The sequence below is a fragment of the Micromonospora sp. NPDC005171 genome (assembly GCF_040608575.1).
GTDB lineage: Bacteria > Actinomycetota > Actinomycetes > Mycobacteriales > Micromonosporaceae > Micromonospora.
The window spans coordinates 183,523-205,527 of record NZ_JBEXIM010000002.1 but is presented as its reverse complement, the minus strand read 5'-3'; the positions used below and the strand labels follow the sequence as shown (position 1 = coordinate 205,527).

16 protein-coding genes are annotated in these 22,005 nt (G+C 71.0%); 9 read left to right on the top strand and 7 right to left on the bottom strand.

The window, feature by feature from the left end; genetic code table 11:
• Window positions 1-62 precede the first annotated feature (62 nt).
• From hutH to ABZU74_RS04850, 6 genes are read right to left on the bottom strand one after another with little or no spacing between them, the layout of a single operon-like run.
• A complete protein-coding gene (gene hutH, locus ABZU74_RS04875) occupies window positions 63-1,601 on the bottom strand; it encodes a histidine ammonia-lyase (RefSeq protein WP_355418588.1) in 1,539 nt (512 codons plus the stop codon).
• Window positions 1,598-2,785 (bottom strand): imidazolonepropionase, encoded by a 1,188-nt coding sequence (hutI, locus tag ABZU74_RS04870; RefSeq protein WP_355418586.1) that lies wholly within the window; start codon window positions 2,783-2,785, stop codon window positions 1,598-1,600. The genes hutH and hutI overlap by 4 nt, the downstream gene beginning before the upstream one ends.
• Before the next feature lie 58 nt (window positions 2,786-2,843).
• A complete protein-coding gene (locus ABZU74_RS04865) occupies window positions 2,844-4,211 on the bottom strand; it encodes a formimidoylglutamate deiminase (protein ID WP_355418584.1) in 1,368 nt (455 codons plus the stop codon).
• A complete protein-coding gene (locus ABZU74_RS04860) occupies window positions 4,202-5,404 on the bottom strand; it encodes an allantoate amidohydrolase (protein ID WP_355418582.1) in 1,203 nt (400 codons plus the stop codon). Before ABZU74_RS04860 ends, ABZU74_RS04865 begins: the two co-directional genes overlap by 10 nt.
• Before the next feature lie 55 nt (window positions 5,405-5,459).
• On the bottom strand, window positions 5,460-7,118 hold the full coding sequence (hutU, locus tag ABZU74_RS04855; RefSeq protein ID WP_355418580.1) for a urocanate hydratase: 1,659 nt from the start codon (window positions 7,116-7,118) through the stop codon (window positions 5,460-5,462).
• 17 nt (window positions 7,119-7,135) lie between these two features.
• Window positions 7,136-7,987 (bottom strand): MurR/RpiR family transcriptional regulator, encoded by an 852-nt coding sequence (locus tag ABZU74_RS04850; protein ID WP_355418578.1) that lies wholly within the window; start codon window positions 7,985-7,987, stop codon window positions 7,136-7,138.
• 129 nt (window positions 7,988-8,116) lie between these two features.
• Between ABZU74_RS04850 and ABZU74_RS04845 the strand changes: the two genes are divergently transcribed.
• The 7 genes from ABZU74_RS04845 to ABZU74_RS04815 all read left to right on the top strand — a co-directional run bounded on the left by ABZU74_RS04845 (window position 8,117) and on the right by ABZU74_RS04815 (window position 16,961).
• A complete protein-coding gene (locus ABZU74_RS04845; protein WP_355418576.1) occupies window positions 8,117-9,475 on the top strand; it encodes a hypothetical protein in 1,359 nt (452 codons plus the stop codon).
• A 613-nt stretch (window positions 9,476-10,088) separates the two neighbouring features.
• Window positions 10,089-11,282, top strand: coding sequence for an O-antigen ligase family protein (locus ABZU74_RS04840; protein WP_355419133.1), 1,194 nt, complete (start codon window positions 10,089-10,091; stop codon window positions 11,280-11,282).
• Window positions 11,269-12,708: a hypothetical protein gene (locus tag ABZU74_RS04835; RefSeq protein ID WP_355418574.1), complete on the top strand. Its 1,440-nt coding sequence runs from the start codon at window positions 11,269-11,271 to the stop codon at window positions 12,706-12,708. Before ABZU74_RS04840 ends, ABZU74_RS04835 begins: the two co-directional genes overlap by 14 nt.
• Window positions 12,705-13,814, top strand: a complete 1,110-nt coding sequence (locus ABZU74_RS04830) for a polysaccharide pyruvyl transferase family protein (protein ID WP_355418573.1) — start codon at window positions 12,705-12,707, stop codon at window positions 13,812-13,814. Before ABZU74_RS04835 ends, ABZU74_RS04830 begins: the two co-directional genes overlap by 4 nt.
• Window positions 13,814-14,965, top strand: coding sequence for a glycosyltransferase (locus ABZU74_RS04825; protein ID WP_355418571.1), 1,152 nt, complete (start codon window positions 13,814-13,816; stop codon window positions 14,963-14,965). The genes ABZU74_RS04830 and ABZU74_RS04825 overlap by 1 nt, the downstream gene beginning before the upstream one ends.
• The gene (locus ABZU74_RS04820) at window positions 14,962-15,792 is read left to right on the top strand and encodes a glycosyltransferase family 2 protein (protein ID WP_355418569.1); all 831 of its coding nucleotides are present in this window, start codon (window positions 14,962-14,964) and stop codon (window positions 15,790-15,792) included. The genes ABZU74_RS04825 and ABZU74_RS04820 overlap by 4 nt, the downstream gene beginning before the upstream one ends.
• Window positions 15,789-16,961: a glycosyltransferase family 4 protein gene (locus tag ABZU74_RS04815; protein WP_355418567.1), complete on the top strand. Its 1,173-nt coding sequence runs from the start codon at window positions 15,789-15,791 to the stop codon at window positions 16,959-16,961. Before ABZU74_RS04820 ends, ABZU74_RS04815 begins: the two co-directional genes overlap by 4 nt.
• Window positions 16,962-17,057: 96 nt before the next feature.
• On the opposite strand, the gene ABZU74_RS04810 is transcribed toward ABZU74_RS04815, so the two are convergent.
• Entirely contained in the window at window positions 17,058-19,109 is a 2,052-nt protein-coding gene (locus tag ABZU74_RS04810) for a S8 family serine peptidase (protein ID WP_355418565.1), read from the bottom strand.
• A gap of 319 nt (window positions 19,110-19,428) precedes the next feature.
• Here ABZU74_RS04810 and ABZU74_RS04805 point away from each other — a divergent pair, with 319 nt between their 5' ends.
• Together ABZU74_RS04805 and ABZU74_RS04800 are read left to right on the top strand one after the other, a co-directional pair.
• Window positions 19,429-20,313 (top strand): GH25 family lysozyme, encoded by an 885-nt coding sequence (locus tag ABZU74_RS04805; protein ID WP_355418563.1) that lies wholly within the window; start codon window positions 19,429-19,431, stop codon window positions 20,311-20,313.
• 138 nt (window positions 20,314-20,451) lie between these two features.
• Entirely contained in the window at window positions 20,452-21,936 is a 1,485-nt protein-coding gene (locus tag ABZU74_RS04800) for a glycosyltransferase family 39 protein (RefSeq protein ID WP_355418561.1), read from the top strand.
• Window positions 21,937-22,005 lie beyond the last annotated feature (69 nt).

Here is a 22,005-nt window from a genome sequence, read left to right as displayed (position 1 = left end):
GGGCGAGAAGGTGCTGCCGCCCGCCGCCTGACCCGCGGCGGACGACAGCGACCCGACGGAGATCAGCCCAGCGGGCCGACCTCTCGTTCGATGGCGGCGCGCAACTCCGGCCCGGCGACGACGGCGCGGGCCGCCTCCATCACCGGGGCGAGGAACACGTCGGGGCCGGGCTCGCCGGCTGCCGCACCGAGTGCGGCGACGGCTGCCCGGCCGGCAGGGGACGGCTCCAGCGGGGCGCGCAGCTGAAGGCCGCGTACGCCGGCCAGCAGCTCCACCGCGAGCAGGCTGGTCAGGTTGTCCAGCACGGTCCGCAGCTTCTTGGTCGCCGCCCAGCCCATCGAGACGTGGTCCTCCTGCATGCCGCTGGTGGGCAGCGAGTCCACCGAGGCGGGGGCGGCCAGCCGACGGTTCTCGGCGACGATCCCGGCCGCCGTGTACTGGGCGATCATCAGCCCGGAGTTGACCCCGGCGTCGGGGGAGAGGAACGCCGGCAGCTCCCGGGAGCGGGTGACGTCGAGCAGCCGGTCCACCCGCCGCTCGGCGATCGCACCCACCTCGGCGGCGGCGATGGCGAGGAAGTCCGCGGCGAAGCCGAGCGGCGCGCCGTGGAAGTTGCCGGTCGACTCGACCCGGCCGTCCGGCAGCACCACCGGGTTGTCCACAACGGACACCAGCTCCCGGGCCGCGACCGTGCGGACGAAGTCCAGGGTGTCCCGGGCGGCGCCGGCCACCTGCGGCGCGCAGCGCATCGAGTACGCGTCCTGCACGGCGTGCGCCAGGTCGTCGCGGTGCGAGTCCATCACCCGGGAGTCCTGCAACAGCCGGTGGATGTTCGCCGCCGACGCCGCCTGACCGGGGTGCGGCCGGATCGCGTGCAGCTCGGGCAGGAACGGCCGCTCCGAGCCGAGCATCGCCTCGATGGCCAGCGCGGCAGTCACATCCGCCATGGCGAACAGGTGCGCCGCGTCGTGGATGGCCAGCAGCAGCATGCCGAGCATGCCGTCGGTCCCGTTGATCAGCGCCAGCCCCTCCTTGGCGGCCAGCTCGATCGGCTTGAGCCCGGCGGCGGTCAACGCGTCGGCCGCGTCCTGCCGCTCACCGGCCGGGCCGAGCACCCAACCCTCGCCGAGCAGCACCAACGCGCAGTGCGCCAGCGGCGCGAGGTCGCCGGAGGCGCCCAGCGAGCCGTGCTCCGGCACCCACGGGGTGATGTCGTGGTTGAGCAGGTCGACCAGGGCCTCCGCGACCAGCGGCCGGACCCCGGAACGGCCCAGGGCGAGGGAACGGACCCGCAGCAGCATCATGGCCCGGACCACCTCACGCGGCATCGGGGCGCCCACCCCGGCGGCGTGCGAGCGGATCAGCGCGTGTTGCAGTTCGGCCCGCCGCTCCGGTGCGATGAAGGTGTTGGCCAACGCGCCGAACCCGGTGGAGACCCCGTAGACGGGACGGCCCGACGACTCGATGCCGTCCACGATGGCCCGGCTGGTCGCCATCGCGTCGATGGTGGCCGGGGCGAGGACGACCGTGGCGGTGCCGCGGGCCACCGCGAGCACGTCGTCGGCGGTGATCCCGGTGGGCTGGATGGTCACGTTCGTCATTGCGGTACTCCGTTGCGTATTACCTGGCGGATCAGGGGGACACCGGGCCGGTAGGCCAGGTGCAGGTGTGACGGCGCGTCGAGGACGACGAGGTCGGCCCGCGCGCCGGGGGTGAGGACACCGATGTCGTCGCGGCGCAACGCCCGTGCGCCGCCGGCGGTGGCGGCCCAGACCGCCTCGGCCGGGGTCATCCGCATCTCGCGGACCGCGAGGGCCACGCAGAACGGCATCGACGAGGTGTACGACGAGCCGGGGTTGCAGTCCGTCGCCAGCGCCACTGTGACCCCGGCGTCGAGCAGCCGGCGCGCGTCCGGGTAGGGCGAGCGGGTGGAGAACTCCGCGCCGGGCAGCAGGGTCGCCACCGTCCGGGTGCCCGACCCGTCGCTGTGGGCCGTGTCAGCCAGCGCGGCCACGTCGGCGTCGCTCAGGTGGGTGCAGTGGTCGACGCTGGCCGCGTCCAGCTCCACGCCCAACTGCACCCCGGGGCCGGGGCCGAGCTGGTTGGCGTGCAGCCGTACACCCAGCCCGGCGGCCTGACCGCAGGCCAGGATGGCGCGGGCGTGGTCCACGTCGAATGCGCCCCGCTCGCAGAACACGTCGATCCACTTCGCGTGCGGAGCGGCGGCGGCCAGCATCGGCCCGCAGACCAACCCGACGTAGTCGTCCGGGCGGTCGGCGTACTCGGCGGGCACCACGTGCGCGCCCAGGAAGGTGGTCTCGGTGCTGGTCTCGGCGGCGATCCGCAGCGAGCGGGCCTCGTCGGCGACGGTCAGGCCGTACCCACTCTTGATCTCCATGGTCGTGGTGCCCTGGCGCAGCGCCTCCGCGCGCAGCCGCCGCACGGTGACCCGCAGCTCGTCGTCGGTGGCGGCCCGGGTCGCGCCGACAGTGGTCCGGATGCCGCCGCCGGTGTAGGGCTGACCGGCCATCCGGGCGGCGAACTCGGCGGCCCGATCCCCGGCGAAGACCAGGTGGGCGTGGCTGTCCACGAAACCGGGCAGCACGGCGGCCCCGCCGGCGTCGATGTGATGGTCGGCGGCCGGCGCGTACGCGGACGGCCCGACCCAGACCACCCGGCCCGCCTCGACCAGCACGGCGGCGTTGCGGCGGATGCCGAGCGGGCCCTCGCCGGCACCGTTGGTGACCAGCTCCCCGATGTTGTCGACCAGCAGGCTGCCACTCATGCGGTGCCCTCTTCCGTTCGCGACCACGGGGCTCGCAAAGTCGGCTCACTCCTCGCGCTCACCGTGGCGTCACCGCCTCGATGGCCGCTGACAGCTCGGCCGGCACGTCGACGGTCAGGTGTCGGCCCTCGGCCACCACCACCCGGCCGTCCACCACTACCTGCTCGACGTCCGCCGCGCCGGCAGCGAAGAATGCGCCCACCGGCGGCACCCCTGCGGTGCGGGCGCTGTCCAGGCGTACCGTCACCAGGTCGGCGCGGGCGCCCACCGCGATCCTCCCGGCGTCGTGCCAGCCCAGCGCGGCGTGCCCGGCGACGCTGGCCGCGTTCAGCAGGTCGAGCGGCGCGAAGTGGCCGCGTCGGCGGGTCCGCAGCCGCTCGTCCAGCTCCACCGCCCGGGCCTCCTCGAACAGGTCGATCACGGCGTGGCTGTCGCTGCCGAGGCTCAACCGGACGCCCGCGTCGGCCATCCGCCGGGCCGGGCCGATGCCGTCGGCGAGGTCCCGTTCGGTGGTCGGGCAGAGGCACACCCCGGTCCGGCTGTCACCGAGCAGCGTCAGGTCGGCGCTGGTGGGGTGGGTGGCGTGTACGGCGGTGGCGCCCGGCCCGAGGACGCCGTGCTCGGCGAGCAGCGCGGTGGGCGTGCGCCCGTGCACGGCCCGGCACTCGTCGTTCTCGGCGGGCTGCTCGGAGAGGTGCACGTGCAGCGGCGCCTGCCGCTCGCGGGCCCAGTCGGCGACCGTGCGCAACTGATCGGCCGGGACGGCCCGCACCGAGTGCACGGCCGCGCCGACCCGGGCGTGTGAGTCGGCCGGCTGGAACGCCGCCGCCCGCTCGGCCCAGCGGCCGGCGTCACCGTCGCCGAAGCGGCGCTGCGGCCCGGCGAGGGGTCGACCGTCCACGCTGGAGGTCAGGTAGCAGGTGTCCAGCAGTGTGAGTCGGATCCCGGCGTGCACGGCGGCCTCCACGAGCGCCTCGCCCATCGCGTTCGGGTCGTCGTACGCGCCACCGTCCGGCCGGTGGTGCAGGTAGTGAAACTCGCCCACGCAGGTGATCCCGGCCAGCGCCATCTCGGCGTAGACGGCTCGGGCCAGGGCGAGGTAGGTGTCCGGGTCCAGCCGGTCCGCGACGGCGTACATCTGGTCCCGCCAGGTCCAGAAGTCACCCCGCCCGCCGTGGGTACGCCCGCGCAGCGCCCGGTGGAAAGCGTGCGAGTGCGCGTTGGCCAGACCGGGGAGGGTCAGGCCGGGCAGCCGGGTGGCGTCCCTGAGCACCTCGACCCCGGCGGCCGGTCCGCCGGCCCCGACCAGCGGCGTGAGCGCGCTGATCCGGCCACCCTCGACCTCGATGAGCACGTCGGGCGTGGGTTCGGCGTGTTCCGGCAGCCACGCGTACTCGGCAAGCCAGCGGGTCGGTGTCACAGGCATGTCAGCTCCTGGAGCACCCGGGCCAGCGCCCGCACCCCGGCGGCGCAGTCGTCGTCGGTGGCGGCCTCGGCGGGGGAGTGCGACACCCCTGTCGGGTTGCGCACGAAGAGCATCGCGGTGGGCAGATAGGCGGCGAGCACCCCGGCGTCGTGCCCCGCGCCGGTGGGCAGCACCGGCGCGTCGAGCAGCACGGCCAGTCGGTCGGCCAGCCCGCCGTCGAAGGCGACCACCGGGGTGGCCGATTCCTCGGTGACCGTCACCGTCGTACCATCGCGTCGGGCCCGCTCGGCGAGCTTGCCGCGCACCGCGTCGACAAGCCCGGTCAGCGTCTCCGGATCGGCGGCGCGGGCGTCCAGCCAGCCGGTCACCTTCGACGGGATCGCGTTCGTGGCGTTCGGTTCGACGGCGACCCGGCCCACTGTGGCGTGCGCGCCGCGCAGCCGGGCCTCCTTGTTGGCGGCCAGCACCGTGAACGCGTAGGTCAGCATCGGGTCGCGGCGGTCGGCCATCCGGGTGGTACCCGCGTGGTTGCCCTCGCCGACGACGTCGAAACGCCACCGGCCGTGCGGCCAGATCGCGCTGGCCACCGCGACCGGCGCGCCCGTGTCGACGAGCGCACGGCCCTGCTCGACGTGCAACTCGACGAACGCGCCGAACCGGCCCAGCAGTTCCGGGCGGGCGCCCGCCGGCCGGTCGCCGAGCGCCTCGGCGAAGCTCACCCCTGCCGCGTCGCGCAGGCCGGCCGCGCGTTCGGCCGACAGCGCCCCGGTGAGCAGCCGCGACCCCAGACACGGTACGCCGAAGCGAGCCCCCTCCTCCTCGACGAAGGCACCGAGCACCAGCGGCCGGTCCGGGGTGACGCCGGCGGCGCGCAGCTCGTCCACGGCGAGGAACGCGCTGACGATGCCGAGCGGCCCGTCGTACGCCCCGCCGTGCGGCACCGAGTCGAAGTGGCTGCCGGTGAGCACCGCGTCGGACGCCTCGGGGTCACCCCAGTGGGCGAAGAGGTTGCCGTTGCCGTCCTCGGTGACCGGCATGGCACGGTGCTCGGCCTGCGCGCGGAACCAGGCGCGCAGCTCCCGCTCCGGCTCGGTCAACGCGTACCGCAGATACCCGCCGCTGTCGGCGTCCCGCCCGACCGCCGCGATCTCGTCCCACAGCGCCCGGAACCGGGCGGAGAGGTCGTCGCTCACGCGGCACCTCTGTTGTTCGCGACTGCGGGGCTCCGCTGCGCTGCACTCCTCGCGCTCACGCGGGTCCCCCTTCCGTCATGGGCACCCGGACCCCGGTGCGGTCGGCGACCTCGCGGGCGCTCTCGTAGCCGGCGTCGACGTGCCTGATGACGCCCATCGCCGGGTCGTTGGTGAGCACCCGCTCGATCTTCTGACCGGCGAGGGCGGTGCCGTCGGCCACGCACACCTGCCCGGCGTGAATCGACCGGCCGATGCCCACGCCGCCGCCGTGGTGGATGGACACCCACGAAGCGCCACTGGCCGTGTTGACCAGGGCGTTGAGCAGCGGCCAGTCGGCGATGGCGTCGGAGCCGTCGGCCATCCCCTCGGTCTCCCGGTACGGGCTCGCGACGCTGCCGGTGTCCAGGTGGTCGCGGCCGATCACCACCGGGGCGGAGAGTTCACCGGAGGCGACCATGTCGTTGAACCGCACGCCGGCCCGGTCCCGTTCGCCCTGGCCGAGCCAGCAGATCCGGGCCGGCAGGCCCTGGAATGCGACCCGCTCACCGGCCAGCTTGATCCAACGGGCCAGCGACTCGTTCTCCGGGAACAGGTCGAGGATGGCCCGGTCGGTGGCAGCGATGTCCGCCGGGTCACCGGAGAGCGCCGCCCACCGGAACGGACCCCTACCCTCACAGAACAACGGCCGGATGTACGCGGGCACGAAGCCCGGGAAGTCGAAGGCGCGCTGGTAGCCGCCGAGCTGCGCCTCACCCCGGATCGAGTTGCCGTAGTCGAACACCTCGGCGCCGGCGTCGAGGAAGCCGACCATCGCCTCGACGTGCTTCGCCATCGACGCGCGGGCCCGATCGGTGAACTCGGCCGGCTTCGCGGCGGCGTAGTCCCGGGCCTCGGCCAGCTCCACCCCCACCGGCAGGTACGCCAGTGGGTCGTGTGCGCTGGTCTGGTCGGTCACGATGTCGATCTCGACCCCCCGGCTCAGCAGCTCCGGGAAGACCTCGGCGGCATTGCCGACCACGCCGACGCTCAGTGCCCGGCGGTCCCGCTTCGCCGCGCGGACCCGGGCGATCGCGTCGTCCAGGGAGTCGGCGACCTCATCCAGGTAGCGGTCGTGCACCCGACGGTCGAGCCGGGTGCGGTCCACGTCCACGATCAGGCACACGCCGCCGTTCATGGTGACCGCGAGGGGCTGCGCGCCGCCCATCCCGCCGCAGCCGGCGGTAAGCGTCAGCGTGCCGGCCAGGGTGCTGTCGAACCTCTTGGCGGCGACCGCCGCGAACGTCTCGTAGGTGCCCTGGAGGATGCCCTGCGTTCCTATGTAGATCCACGAACCGGCGGTCATCTGCCCGTACATGGTCAGGCCGAGCTGTTCGAGGCGGCGGAACTCCGGCCAGGTCGCCCAGTCGCCGACCAGGTTCGAGTTGGCCAGCAGCACCCGAGGCGCCCACTCGTGCGTGCGCATGACCCCGACCGGGCGGCCCGACTGCACGAGCATCGTCTCGTCCTCGCGCAGGTCGGTGAGCGTGCGGACCAACGCGTGGTACGACGGCCAGTCCCGTGCCGCCTTGCCGGTGCCGCCGTAGACCACCAGGTCGTCGGGGCGTTCGGCCACCTCGGGGTCGAGGTTGTTCATCAACATCCGCAGGGCGGCCTCCTGCTGCCACCCGCGGGTGGTGAGCTGGCTGCCCCGTGCGGCACGAATGGGCTGGGTCATCTCTGGTTCTCCTCCGGTCAACCGAGGAACAACTGTCGGCGGGCCGCGGAGGCTTCGAACGCCTCCAGTCGGCGTTGGGTGTCGGCCGGCGCGGCATCGCAGATCGCCTGCAACAGCACCATGGCCAGGGTCATCGGGGCGGTGTGCAGGTCGAAGACGAGCTGCGCGCCGACAGCGGCGGCGAGCACCACGTCGGCGTGCTCGGTGGCCGGGCTGACCGGCGAGTCGGTGATCGCCACCACTGTCAACCCGGCGCGGCGGGCGTCGCGCAGCGCGTCCAGGGTCTCCCGGGGGTAGCGGGGCAGCACGAAGGCCAGCACGGCTGACGCGCCGGCCTCGGCGGCCTGCTCCAGTCGGTCGGTGAGCAGGCTGCCGCCGTCGTCGAGGACCCGTACGTCCGGGTGCACCTTGGCCGCGAAGTAGGCGAAGTACGCGGCCAGTGGCGCAGCGGCGCGCAGGCCCAGCACCGGCAGTGGGCGACTTGCGGCGAGCAGCCGCCCGGTCTCAGCGATCCGGTCCCGGTCGGCGAGCTGACCGGCCAGTCGGTCCAGGTTGTCCATTTCGGCGCGTACCGCCTGCTGGAGTTCGTTGCCGGCGTCCGTCGCTCCACCTGGCGTCGCGGTGGTCAGGTCGCGCAGGCGGCGGCGCAGCGCCGGGTAGCCGTCGTGGCCGAGCGCGACGGCGAACCGGGTGACCGATGGCTGGCTGACGCCGGCCAACTCGGCGACCTCGGCGGCGGACAGGTAGGCCACGGTGGGGGCGTGCTGCACCAGACAGTGCGCGATCCGGCGCTGTGTGGGGGTGAGCCGCACCCCCTGGAACAGGTCGAGCACCCGGTCAGCGGGTGCCTCGACAACTGCTTCATTCATGGGCCGACTCTATGCATGAGAACTTTCACTGGCAAGCGGCAGTGGCCCTCGCCGGCCGCCCCGGGCGGGGCAGGCCGGGTTGGCCGACGGTCGGTACTATCCGCACGGCGGTTCAACGGAGGAGTGCGCATGCAGCCGGAAGGCCCCTACAGGTACACCCACGCGCTCGGCGGGTCTCCGGTGGGGAAAGCATGGGCCGCGATCGACGAGCACGGCCGATTCGTCACCGTTGCGGTGCTCGACGCCGCCGTGGCCGCCACACCCGGCTGGCGTGAGGCGTTCGCCGGGGCCGCCGACCTGCTGGCCCGGTCGGCCGATCCGATGCCCTACACGTACGCCGACTTCTCCGCCGCCGCGCCCTGGGTGGCCTACCCGGCCGAGGCGGGCCCCGGCGCCGAGAAACTGTTCCGGGCCCTCGGTGTCGACTACACCCCCGCCCCGACGGTGGCCCCACCGACGTCCGCGCCGCCTTCGGTGTCAGCGCCGCCGTCGGTCTCCGCGCCGCCTTCCGTCTCCGCGCCGCCGTCGGTGTCCGCGCCGCCGGCGTCGGGTCCGCCGCAGCCCGTTTCCGGCGGTCCGCAGGCCCCCTGGGCGGTGCAGTCCGGCCCGATCCCCGGCCAGTTGGTCTCCGCGGCCCCGCACTCCGTCTCCGGCGTACCCACCTCGCCCGGGCCGGTCACCTCGTCACCGCCGGCCGCGCACATTTCCCCGGTCAGCGGGCCGAGCCCCGACACCTTCGCCGTGCCGCCGCCGCACGACCCGTTCAGTTCACCGACCCAACGGATTCGTCCCTCTGCGCCCCGCAAGAGCCGTACCGGGCTCTGGGTCGGGATCGCCGCCCTGGTGGTGGTGCTCGTCGGTGGTGGGAGTGCGGTCGCGTGGCGCAGCTTCGGGGGGCCGTCCGAGCCCACGACGGCGAGCCCCGCCCCCACCGCGGTGGCCGAGTCCGGCGCAACGGCCTCGTTGCCGACCAGCCCGCCACAGCAGCCGGGCCTGGAGCCGCCCCGACCGGGCGACTGGCCCAGGTGGCCGGCCTTCGTCGGGGGCGGGGCGGTACGCACGCTCGACCCGGACGGCCTGGGCATCAAGTTCCTGGCGCCGGCCAACTGGGACTGCACCCCGGGCAGCCGTGCCGAGGGGCAGGTCGAATACAACTGCGGCGCCTCGATCGGGGACAACTCGGAGGTCGGCGGCGAGTTGATCGTCCGCGAGTGCCGCGATTGCAAAGAGGAGCAACGGGTCGCTCTGCGCAAGGCCGAGGAGGCGTGGGGGCTGCAATGGCGCAGCGCCGGGCAGTATGTCGTTTTGGCCGAGACCGTTAAGCTGAATGGCGCCGAAAGGTACGGCATTGTTCTTGTCGCATTCTGGCGTTCCTCGCCGGATGGTGCCATCGACCGCCAGTTGGTGCTGCGGATGACCGGCCCGTCAGCGTATATAAATGATATTCGCCGAGTGGTCAACTCCGTGCGTGACAACGCGCGCTTCTGACCGACATGTCAGATGTTTCGGCCGTCGAGAAGACGTATCAACGGTGCCGGCTAACTAGTTTCCCGCTTACCCGAAAGTCAGCCATGCCCGGCCATGTGTACGTTGTCGGCACCACCCCTATGATGAGCGCCCGAAGCATGGCTTCGCCCGAACCGATCTTCACCGGTTCCGGAGTTCCACTTCAATGTTCTGGCCGCAAGGCGTGAGCAGACCCCCGCATGACCAGCGCAGCCCCGGCGGTGACTGGTTGGCCAACGCTGATACGGAGATCGTCATGTTGCCCGGCGTCGGCGATGGTCATCCCCAGGATGATCCGAGCCATGCCCCGACGACACGGCTGAACCCCGCTGAGGTGTTGGCCCAGCGGAAGGTCGGCCCGCCCGCTGGTCCGACTGCGGGTCCGCCCGCTGGTCCGGCTGCTGGTCCGCCCGCTGGCCCGACTGCGAGCCCCGCCGCAGGTCCGGTCGGGGGCCCCGCCGACGAGGCGTCCGGGCCGCACTCGTCGGGCCGCCACCGGGCTCCGGGCCTGCACACGCAGCTGACCTCGGCCGGTCGGGCGCTCGTCGACGGCCTCCGATCCGATCCGGATCAACGCATCGTCGCCGTGTTGGCAGTGCTCGTGGCGTCACTCGGTCTGGCGCCGATCGCCCTCGCCCCGTCCGAGGTGGTGATCTACAGCGGCGTGGCCACCGGCACGCCGATGCTGTACACGTACACGATCGCCATCGCGGCGGCCGTGGTCGTGATCGGGATCCAGACGCGGCGCCAACTCGCCCGTGCCTTCTTCCCGTGGGTGCCGTTCCTCGGCTGGATGCTCCTGTTCGCCGTGCTCGCCTGGGACTCGTCCCTGCGCACCGTGAGCGGCCTGGTGCACTTCAGCCTGGTGGCGATCGTGTACGCCGTCGGGGTCACCGCCGAACGTGCCGACCGGAGGAACTCCGTCCTGCTCTGGGCCTTCGCGGCGGTGGCGTGGTTGCAGCTCTTCGCGATCATGATGGCGGTCATCGGCTTTCCGCTGCGCCGCATCGCCGGCCAACAGGCGCTCGACGTGCTCGGACGCGCCACCGGTCTGACCAGCCATCCCGGTGAACTGGCGAAGCTGCTGTTCTTCTGCGGGATGTGCGCGTTGACACTGCCGCAGAAGACGGCGCGGCAACGGTGGGTGGCCTGGACTACGCTCGGCGTCGTCTTCCTCGGCGTCTCCCTCACCCAGAGCCGCTCGGTCCTCGCCGCCGTGGTCTCGATGATCCTCATCCTGGTGGTGCTCGAGTTCGTGACCGGGCGCTGGCAGAAGAAGTACTTCGTCGTCATCGGGATCACCGGCCTGCTCGGTCTGGTGTCGGTGCCGTGGCTGATCGAGCGGTTCACCGCCGACCCCGAGGGTGGCGACCGTCAGCACCTGCTCCAGGTCGCCTTCGACGTGATCCGGGAGCACCCGTGGGCGGGGGTGGGCCCCAACAGCTACGTGGCCATCGCCGGCGCCTCCGATGCCCTCACCGCCAGCGGCGTGCCCGTGCACAACGTGCTGTTGCTCAGCGCCGCGGAGCTGGGCATCATCGGCGCGCTGCTGCTCTGGCTGCCGTTCGCGATGACCGCGACGACGGCCATCCACTCCGTGTTCCGGGTGCGGACCGCCGAACTGGCGCCCCGGGTTCTGGTCAGCGCGCTGCCGGGCCTCGTCCTGATCGGCATGACGGGATGGGGACTGATGCAGGGACCGTACTTCCTGATGTTCGCGCTGGTCGCTGGCTACTTCTACGCCAGGTCGCGATACGTACGGGTGGAGAGTGGCTATGGTCGCGACTGAGGTCACCACGCCGGAGCGACGGCGACCCTCCCTGACCATCGTGTCGGGCCTGCTGGGCATCTCCACCCTGGCCACCCGGTCCACCACCCTGGTGGTGATGGCGTTTCTGACCAGGGGCGCCGGCACCGAGGCGGTCGGCTTCTACGGTCTCGCCACGCTCATCGCGTCCTTCACCGCCGCCGCGCTCTCCCTCGGCCTGCCGACCTACCTCACCAGGGAGGCCGCTGCGGGAACTGTGTCACCGCCGGTGGTCGCCCGGATCCACTGTGGGCGCTTCGCCGCGCTGATGGTGGCGGCTGCCGTCGCGTACCCCCTGATCGGCGCGGTCCTTCCCCCGGAGGCGCAGTTCGCCTTCTTCCTGATCTTCGTGGCCAGCCTGCTGGAGCAGTGGAACGAGACGGCGTGGGTCCTCATCCGAGGTACGCCCTCGGCCTGGGCCGAGCCGCTCACGAACGTGTCCGCCGGTCTCCTGCTGGTCGGCGCGTGCGCGGTCGACGTGTGGATGCTGGACGGGCTGACCCTCGGCGACGCTGCCGTCTACATGTCGATCGCGGCCGTCCTCCGGTCCGCTGCGGCGTTCCTCATCGTGCGCATCCTGCCGGCGCTGCGTGACTCCCGGGGTATCCGTGCGGTCCAGCACGTCCGGCAGGCCCTGCCGTACTTCGCCGCCGACCTCTTCGGTCTCTTCTACTTCCGCGGCGACGTGTTCGTCCTCGCGTTCTTCGTCGCAGCCGCGGAAGTCGGCGAGTACGTGTCGGCGGCGGCGATCGTCGGACCGGTGGTCCAGGTCGCGGCGTCCATGGGCGTCGGCGCGCTCGCCTACGCCGCGCCGCGCCAGGCGTCCGGGGCCGCCCAGTCGAACGACCCGCTCACGATCTTCCGGTTCTTCGGGCTCGCGGGCCAGGCCGCCGCCGGCGTCATGTTCATCGGCATCCCGATCGGCACCGCGGTGTTGTTCGGTGACCACGCCGGCAACATTCCGACGCTGGCCATGGTGCTGACCTTCTTCCTCGTTCTACGATTCGGCAACTTCGGCCTGTCCGCCATTCTGCTCTCCCAGGGCCGCGCCTCCAGCCGGCTGATCGTGCTGGCGTTGAGCATCTGCGGCAGCGTCGGGCTGAATGTCGCACTCGACGGCACGTACGGCGCCTTTGGGTCCGCAACGGCGATGGTGCTGAACGAGCTGGTCGTGGCAGGGTCACTGCTCTGGTTCCTGCGGATAAAGGAACTGGTACGTCCGGTCGTGATCTCGTTCGTGATCGTGGCGGCGGCGGTCGGCGCGCTCGCCGTACTGCTGGCCGTCCTAGAACCCGCCCTGGCGTCCTTCATCCTGGGCGGCGTCATTCTCGTTCTGGCTACCGCCAAATTGTTGGCTCAACGGAGGGCCGCAGGTCAACTGCAGGCCGCGACGACGGAGGACATGTGAGGGTCGGAATAGTCGGGTGGTTCGGATCGGACAATCTCGGAGACGAGATCCTCCTCCACTCGCTCATTACCTGCGTCCGCGCGGTCAAGGAGAACGCGACGTTCGTGGTCTTCTGCCCCAACCCGGACCGGGTCGCCGAACTGCACGGCGTGGACACGGAGAACATGCCCGTGCTGCGGGCTCGTGGCGCCTCCGAGCGTCAGGTCGCGGTCCAACGGTCGATCAAGTCGTGTGACCTGCTGCTCCTCGGCCCGGGAACGGTCTTCCAGGAGCGTTCGCCCAACCTGTCCTGGCCCGGCACCCTGCCGATGTTCGCCCGGATCATCGCGATGGCCAAGATTGCCGGGACGCCCGTCGCCACTGTCGGCGTCGGCGTTCGCGAGGGCGGAACGCCGTTCGGCCGTCAGTTGCTCCGGGTCATCGGCGCCTCGTGTGTCGGCGTCGGGGTGCGCGACGAGCGGACCGCGTCGCACTTCGGCTCCAGTGCCGAGGTCATCGGCGACATGGCGTACACCCTGCCGCTGCCCGACCTGGAGCCGGTCGGCGCCGGGCGGCGCTTCGCGTTGTCGATGCGGCCGCTCGCACCCGAGTTGGAGGGCCCGCTGCTGGCGGCGACCTCCGGTTGTGCCGCCCGGCTGCGGCAGGAGGGATGGTCGGGCACCTTCCTTCCGATGGCGTTCGGCCGGGGAGCGCACGGCGAGGACGACCGGGTCATCTACGAGCGGGCGTTCCGGGACCTGCTGGCCCTGGACCCGACCCCGTTGGACGGCAGTCAACCGCTCGCCGGGGCGCTCCGTACCTGGTTGCAGGCGCTCTCGACGAATCAGCTCGTCCTCGGCACCCGCCTGCACGCGGCCCTTCTGGCCGTGGCGATCGGCGTTCCCACCGTGGCCATCGCCTACGAGCGGAAGGTCCAGGACGCCTTCGTCGATCTTGGGCTCAGCGAGTACGTGGTGCCGCCGGACGTCGACGCCGACACCCTCTACCGGACGGCCACCCAGGCGGCTGCGGCGACCGAGGAGTTCCGGCAGGCCGCCGGCCGGGTCGCGGCCCAGGGGCGCGTCGCGCAGGGATTCGTCACGACGCTGCTGAAGCGGCTGGACTGATGCGCGTCCTGCTGCTCACCCCATTCGCGCCCAACGGCCAGCACAACCATGCCGCGGCCGACACGATCGTGCAGCTCACGCCGCGGCTGGCCGAACAGGTCGACCTCTTCGTGTACTCACCGGGGAACACCGCCTCGTCCGGGCGGGACGACCTGAAGTACACGTTGCTGCCGTCCGACGTCGTCGCGCGTCCGAGCCACCTGGACCGTCTCCGGGTCGAGCCAGCCTGGCTGCGCCAGGCGTGGCCACGGGAGGCGACCCAGGAGGCTGCCGAGCTGATCCGCAGGATCCAGCCCGACGTGGTGCACGCGGAGTACCTGCAGTCCGCCGAGGTCGTCGGGCTCAGCCGGGCCTCGGTGCTGGGTCTGCACGACATCACCGAGAAGGTCATGCTGGAGTCGTACCGGGCGTCGTCCGGCCTGGAACGGCCGTACCGCCTCGCCGAGCTGGTGCGCACGCGCCGGTTCGAGCGGGCGGCGATCCGGCAGGCGGCGGCGGTCATCACCCTGTCCGACGCCGACTTCGCGGTGGCCAAGGAGTACAACCCCAACACCGTCCTCGCCCGGCCGGGCATCCACGTGGGGGAGCGGTCCTGGTCGCCGCCGCCGGTGACCGACCGGCCGCGGCTGGTGTTCGCCGGGGCGATGTGGCGACGGGCCAACGTCCTCGTCGCCGAGCTTCTGGCCCGCGAGGTGATGCCGATCGTGTGGCGGAGCCTGCCGGACGCCGAGCTCAGGATCGTCGGGGCGGATCCCACCCCTGACGTGATCGGTCTCGGCGAGAACGACAGCCGGGTGGTGGTGACCGGTGCGGTGCCCGACTTCCAGTCGGAGATGCTCGGCGCCCACGCCGTCGTCGTGCCGTCGATCGTGGGTGGCGGCGTGCTGATGAAGGTGGCACACGCCATGGCCCTCGGCTGCCCGGTCATCACGTCCAGCGGCCCTGCCGAATCGGTCCGGGGTGACGCGTCGATGTTGTTCGTCGCGTCCACGGCGGACGAGATCGCGGCGGCCGTCCGGACCGCCGTCGAATCACCGGAGGACGCCGCGCAGCGTGGTCGGCGTGCCCGCGCACACATCGAGCGGACGTTCCGGTGGGACGACACGGTCCGCTCCTACCTCGACGCCTACGCGATTGCGGGTCGACAGTGAAAATCGCAGCCATCATCGTCTCCTACAACTCGGCCAAGGAGCTTCCCCTCAGCCTGGGCTGCCTGGGTGCCCTGCCGATCGACCACGTGGTGGTCGTTGACAACTCCTCCACCGACGACAGCGTCGAGGTCGCGAAATCCTTCGGCTACCAGGTCATCTCGCTGCCGAACGTCGGATTCGGCAAGGCCATCAACGCCGCCGCGGAGACCGTCCCCGACGCTGACGCCTACTTCCTGCTCAATCCCGACTGCCACATCACCGCCGAGTCCTTCGCGCACCTCGCCGAGACGCTGCGGGCCGACCCGAAGCTGGGGGTGGTCGCGCCGCTGATGCGATACCCCGACGGGCGGTACGGCATCTCGGCGGGGCCGGCGCCGAGCATGGCGAAGGAGTGGCTGGCCGCCCTCCGGATCGACGACCTCGTGCCCAGCGGTCTGAAGCGGTCGCTGGCGCGGGTGGGGCCGTTGCGGAAAAAGATCAAGATGCTCGAGTATCTCGACGTCGAGCCGACCGGTCAGGTGCGCGAGGCCGCGTGGGTGTCGGGCTTCTGCATGCTCGTCCGAGGCGATGCCTTCCGGGCCATCGGCGGTTTCGACAGGGATTTCTTCCTCTACTTCGAGGACGTCGACCTCTGCACCCGGCTCTCCGCCGGTGGCTGGGGTGTCGTGTCGGTCGGGACGAGCGTCGCCGAGCACAAGGAGAGCACCAGCACCGCTGCGGTCGGCAAGAACAACCTGTACCGGGCCGGCATGCAGGTCTATTTCGCGAAGCACGGCACGCGAGCCCAGCGACTCCTCGCGTCCGCCCTAAGGAGGCTGCCGATTTGAAGATTTTGTTTGTAGCGCCCTGGATCCCGGCATCGGTCCGCCCACGAAGCCTGGTGATCCTGGAGATGCTCGCCGCCGAGCACGATGTCCGCTTCCTCGCGCTGACGCACGATGACAAGGAGGTGCAGCTGGCCGAGCAACTGCCGGTCAAGGACCGGACGCTCGTCGCCAACCCGTTCGCCGGTTCCATGCTGCGCTCGGCGCGTGCGCTCGGCACCGGTGTCTCCCTCCAGACGGGGTACGCGAGCCCGAAGGCGCTCACCGACGCCCTGCGGCAGCAGTTGGACGAGTTCCAGCCCGACGTGGTGCACCTCAACGTCTTCCGCACCGTCCACCTGGTCGAGGCCTGCGGTGACACGCCGGTCATCGTCGACCTGGACGAGTTCCGCAGCGAGTACTACGAGCAGTTGGCCTCCCACGGGCCCAACCTCGCCTGGCGGGCGTTGGGTCGGGTGGAGGGGAGCCGGATGCGGGCGCGGGAGGACGAGCTGGTCCGCAAGGGGGTGCCGCTGATGCTCTCGGCGCCGTCCCTGCCCGGCCAGGAGCGGCCCAACACCTACCTGGTTCGGAGCCCTTGCGACTTTTCCGTGCAGCGGCAGCAGGGCCCGATCGCACCGACCGTCCTGTTCGTCGGTCGACTCAGCTACGAGGCGAACGTCAACGGCCTCATGTGGTTCGTGCGCGAGTGCTGGCAGGGTATTCGCGACGCGGTCCCGGACGCCCGGCTGCGGATCGTCGGCACGGACCCGCCGAAGGCGGTCCAGGCGCTGGTCGGTAACGGCATCGAGCTGCACGCCAACGCGCCAGCGGTCGAGCCCTACTACTCGGACGCGGCGGTCGCCATCGCGCCGATCTTCCGGGGTACCGGGGTGCAGCTGAAGCTCATCCAGGCCATGTCCGCCGGAGTGCCGAGCGTGACGACCAGCATGGTGGCCGACCGCGCCGGCGTGCAGGACGGTGTGCACGTCAGCGTCGCCGACGACAGCGCCGGGTGGATCGCGAAGGTCGCGGCGCTGTTGTCCTCGCCGGAGACCGCCGAGCGGATGGCCGTCAACGGGCGGGAGTGGGTCGTGGCACACCACAGCTCGGCGGCGGTCCGCCAGCAGCTACAGGCGGCCTACGCCTCGCTCTCCAGGCGATCAGGGGTGGACGCCGGACCCGGCCGCTGAGCCGAGCCAGGTAATGCGAAGGGGCCGTCGAGACATCCGTCTCGACGGCCCGTTCTGGGTTTGTCGCGTCAGGACGCGACGGTCAGGCGCTGGTGCTTAGCCCACGGTCTGAACGACGTGGGTGAAGTCCGCCGCCGTCGGCCACGGGGCCTCAGAGGAGGGGTCGTAGCTGGCGATCAGCGGCGAGGTGGTGCTCGGTGCCACCACCATGTTGTAACTGGTCTGCGACTGCAGCCCGATGGTGCCGTCGCCCCAGTGATAGAGCCAGAACGACTGCGGCGTGCCGAGCGTGGTGGAGTTGGCGATCAACGCGGTCGGGTTGCCGCTGCTGTTGACCGCGCTGGTGACGTAGCGCCAGTTGGTGTGCGACCGCAGCGCGATGGCGTCATCTCCCAGGTCGAGCATGTCGAACTTCTGGGGGTTACCGACAGTCGTGCCGTTGGCGATCACCGGCGACGTGGCGCTCGGCGCGGTCACGATCCGGCTGTTCTTCACCGAGTTCAGGACGACGACCGCCGCCGGCGACGCCCAGATGAACTTCTCGGCCGTACCGACAGTCGTCGAGCTGGCGACCAGCGGGCTGGCCCCACCCGACGGCACAGTGACGTACTTGCCGTTCACCTTGGCGATCAGGGTGGTCGTGCCGTCACCCTGCATCACCACCTGGAACCGCTCCGCGTCGGTGATGGCGCTGGCGTTGGCGATCAGTGAGCCGGCGCCGCCGGAGGTGGCGCTGACGTACTTGCCGTTCGCCCAGGACGAGAACGCGATGTAACCGGTGCCCGCGCTCACGATGGTGAACTTCTCCAGATCACCGATCTGGCTCGGAGCCTGGCTGGCCTTCAGCGGCTGGGTGCCGCCCGTTCCCACCGTGACGGTCTTGCCGTTGACCAGTGCGCGCAGGCCGGTGACCTGCGGAACGGCGGTGGTGCCGATGCGCAGCATCACGTCGCTCGTGCCGGTGAACGCCGTGTTGCGGACGACCCGGCGGGTGCCGCCGTAGACGAGGTTGTTACGCACCTGAAGGGGCGTCCAGGTCGGGTTCGCCGACAGCGCGAGCGCCGCGGCGCCCGCGACGTGCGGGCTCGCCATCGAGGTGCCGCTGTACCTGTCGATCGCCGTGTCGCTGCTGGCCACCGACGACGGGATGTTGTGGCCCGGCGCGTGGATGTCCACGCACTGGCCGTAGTTGGAGAAGTACGCCCGGAAGTCGACCTCGTCGGTCGCTCCCACAGTGATCGCCGAGGCCGCCCGGGCGGGCGACTGAAGGCAGGCATCGTCGGCGTCGTTGCCAGCGGCAACGGAGTACGAGACGCCGGAGGCGATGGAGGCCTCCACCGCGGCGTCGACCGCGTCGTCGGCGCCGCCACCGAGGCTCATGTTGGCGACGGCCGGCTTCACCGCGTTGGCGGTGACCCAGTCGATGCCGGCCAGCACGTCGGCGTAGGTGCCGTTGCCCTCGCAGTCGAGCACCCGCACGCCGACCAGCTTGACGGCCTTGGCCACACCGTAGTTGGTGCCCCCGATGGTGCCGGCGACGTGCGTGCCGTGCCCATTGCAGTCGTTCGCGACAGTGTCGTTGTCGACGAAGTCGTACCCGTTGCTGGCCCGCCCACCGAACTCCTGGTGGCTGATGCGGATGCCGGTGTCGATGACGTAGGCGTGCACGTTGCTCGCCGTGTTCGGATAGGTGTAGCGCTTGTTCAACGGCGCGAAGATCTGGTCCAGGCGGTCCAGGCCCCACGACGGCGTGTTGAGCTGGGTGTCGCTCTTCGACACCTTGCGGTTCGGCTCCACGTACGCAACCGAGGAGTTGGTGGCCAGCTTCTTGGCCTGTGCCTCGTTCATCCGTGCGGCGAAGCCCCGGATCGAGCGGTTGTACGTGTGGGAGACGGCGCCGCCGAACTGCTTGGTGAGAGCCTTGGCGCTGGCGTCGACGGCGGCCGGGTCGGCCTTGGTGTCCTTCAGGACCACGATGTAGCTGTCCTTGATGGCGCCCTTGTCGGCGGACTTGAGGGCCCGCGGCAGCTTCTGCCCGTCCGACGGCGCGGCGTACGCGGCACCGCCACTGGAGATCGTTGCGGCTGCGACTACGGCGAGGGCGAGCCCTGCCGTGACCGAGCGACCAGCTCGGCGAAGTTGGAACACGTGAGACTCCCCGTGGGGTCAGCGTCCTAAACGGACGCACTTGAAAGTCCCCGCCTTTCGGCAGAGACGCAGACCATCTTCGTTGACCCGTGCCATCGATGGCTCAGCCGTTCGGACTGATTGATGGTGAACGCATCGGCGGGCCGATGCTCCGGATCGACTCCATTCACTTCAGTCGGGCGGGGCAGCGCGAAGCGCCCTCACTTGCGTAAAGTGCGATCGTACTTTCGCACCGGTTCATCCGCCGGTCCGCGCGATGTCGACGTTCGCTGACGAACCGCGAGACGTCGGCTCCTGAGCAAGGAGATTCGGGACACTCATGTCACGGAAATGGATTCCGGTGCTGGTCGCCTCGGCGCTGGCGGTCAACCTGCTCGGCACCCCGCCGGCGGCGGGCGCGGCGGCGTCCCCCGACGGGGGTGGTCGAGCCCTCGCCGGCGGCACTCCGGCGGTCCGGCAGAGCACGGTGTCCGCGCCGGCCAACCCGCCTGCCGGCTACACCATCCAGGGCATCGACGTGTCCAGCCACGACCACAACCTCGGGCCGATCAACTGGGGCGGGGTGGTGGCCGAGGGAAACAAGTTCGTCTACATCAAGGCCACCGAGGGAAACGACTACCTCAATCCCTTCTTCAACGGTGACTACACGGCGGCGAAGGCGGCGGGCCTCTTCGTCGGCGCGTACCACTTCGCCCGCCCGGACGGACGCGACCCGGTGGGTGAGGCCAACTACTTCATCGACAACATGAGGTGGGCGAAGGACTCCCGCACGCTGGTGCCGATGCTCGACTTCGAGTGGCCGTACTGGGCCGGCGCCCCGACCTGCTACGGGCTGACCCCGACGGAGTTGACCAACTGGGTGCGGGTCTTCACCAACCAGGTCAAGGCACGTATCGGTCGACCGATGATGATCTACACGAACACCAACTTCTGGAACCCGTGCACCAACAGCGACGCCTCCTTCGGCGGTCTCCTGTTGGACATCGCCGGCTACACCACGACCCGGCCGCCGTTGCCCGCCGGCTGGGCCACCGAGACCATCTGGCAGTACGCGCCGGGCGATTCGTCCCAGCCCGGCAACTACAGCAAGAACGTCTTCAATGGCGACTACGCGGGCCTGACCCGGCTCACCAGCCCCGAGGTCAGCATCGCGCCGCCCGGCCGACCGCCGATCCGCCGGCCGATCGCGCCGAAGCTCCGTTGATCGGGGCGACAACGGTCCGGAACGTCGCCACCAATTCATTACCTCGACACTTTGCCGTCGAGCAATTGCGAGCCTGCGCCTGCGGGCACGAGCGGCCTGTCGGCTAGTCTCCACGCAACATCACGGGTGGGAGAATTGGTGCGCGCCGGAAAGAACGATGTGGCTCCCTTCGGCATCGGTTTTGCCGTGATGCTGGTGGTTGCCGGTTATTCGTTGACCAGTGTTCCGCTCGACTGGGACGAGGGCGCGACGCTTTCCGCGGCGACCCGGTCGTTCGGCGAGCTGCTCGAGCTGGCCAGCTACAAGGACGCGGTCATCACGCCCTTCTACCTGGTGCTCCACGTGCTGGTCACGGTCTTCGGCGAGTCCGATGTGGTCCTGCGCCTGCCCTCGCTCCTGGCGATGGCTCTCGGCGCCGGCGTGACCGCCGAGATCGGTCGGCGGGTGGCCGGGCCGGCGGCCGGAATCCTGGCCGGCATCATCTGCTCGGCGATCCCCAGCCTGCTGTTCTTCGCCCACACGGCCCGGCCGTACGCGTTCGCCTTCCTCTTCGCGACGCTCTCGTCCCTGCTGCTGCTCACGGCCGTGGCGTCCCCCTCCTGGTGGCGGTGGGCGGGGTACGGGCTCTGTCTGGCGCTCACCGGGGTCTTCCACCTGGTCGCGCTCTCCGTGCTGGCCGCACACGTGGTGATCCTGGCGCTGGCGTGGTGGCCGGAGCGGGATCGCCGGCTGTGGCGGGCGGTTCCGGCGATAGCTGCCGCTCTGGTGGTCGTGTCACCGCTCATCTGGCTGGGCCGCAGCCAGCGCTACTCCCAGCTGCACTGGGTGCAGACACCGACCTGGAAGACGGTCGGCGCGTTGCCCGGTGACGTGGCCTTCAGCCCGGTTGTGGGTTACCTGCTGGTGCTGCTCGCCGCCGCTGCCTACTTCGCCGTGCCGACCCGCCGCTACGTCGAGTTGGTCGTCCTCAGCACGGTGCCGGTCGTCGTGGTCATCGGGGCCTCGCTGATCGCACCGGTGTGGGTGCCGCGGTACGGCATCTTCCTGCTCGCGCCGGTTGCGGTGCTGGCGGCGGCGACCGTCACCACCTCGCGCCCGCGTGCGGTGGCCGTGCTGCCGTGGGTCGCCCGCGCGGTGGCGGTCGTGGCAGCGTTGGTGCTCCTCTCGCTGCCGGTGCAGAAGTCGGTCCGACAGACGCACGACGCGCCGGACACTCGCGCCATGGCCGCTGCCATCCACGACAACGTGGCCAGCGGTGACGTCGTCGTCTACACCGACTTCGCCTGGTCGATGCGGCCAACGCTCACGCACTACCTGAGCGAGTTGGATTGGGCGCCGGCGGTCCAGCCGCCGGACATCCTGATGAAGCAGACGGCGGCCAGCAACGGGACGCTGGAGGCGACCGAGTTCATCGACATCCAGGGCAGGCTGGCCAAGGCCGACCGCATCTGGCTCATCGGTCCGGCCGCTGGCGTCTACGGGGCGTCCCAGGACCCCCTCACCGCCCCTGGTTGGAAAATCAAGTACATCCGGCAGCACTACGAGGTGCGGCAGACCTACACGTTCGAGACCGGTCGAGCGGTGCTGCTCGGGGCGCGCGGCGGTTCGACCGTCACCGAGTAGGGCCGGCCCTCACCCACACCACCGCGGGCTCCGCGAGGTATGGGTGGAAATCAGACCCGTGGCTCGACC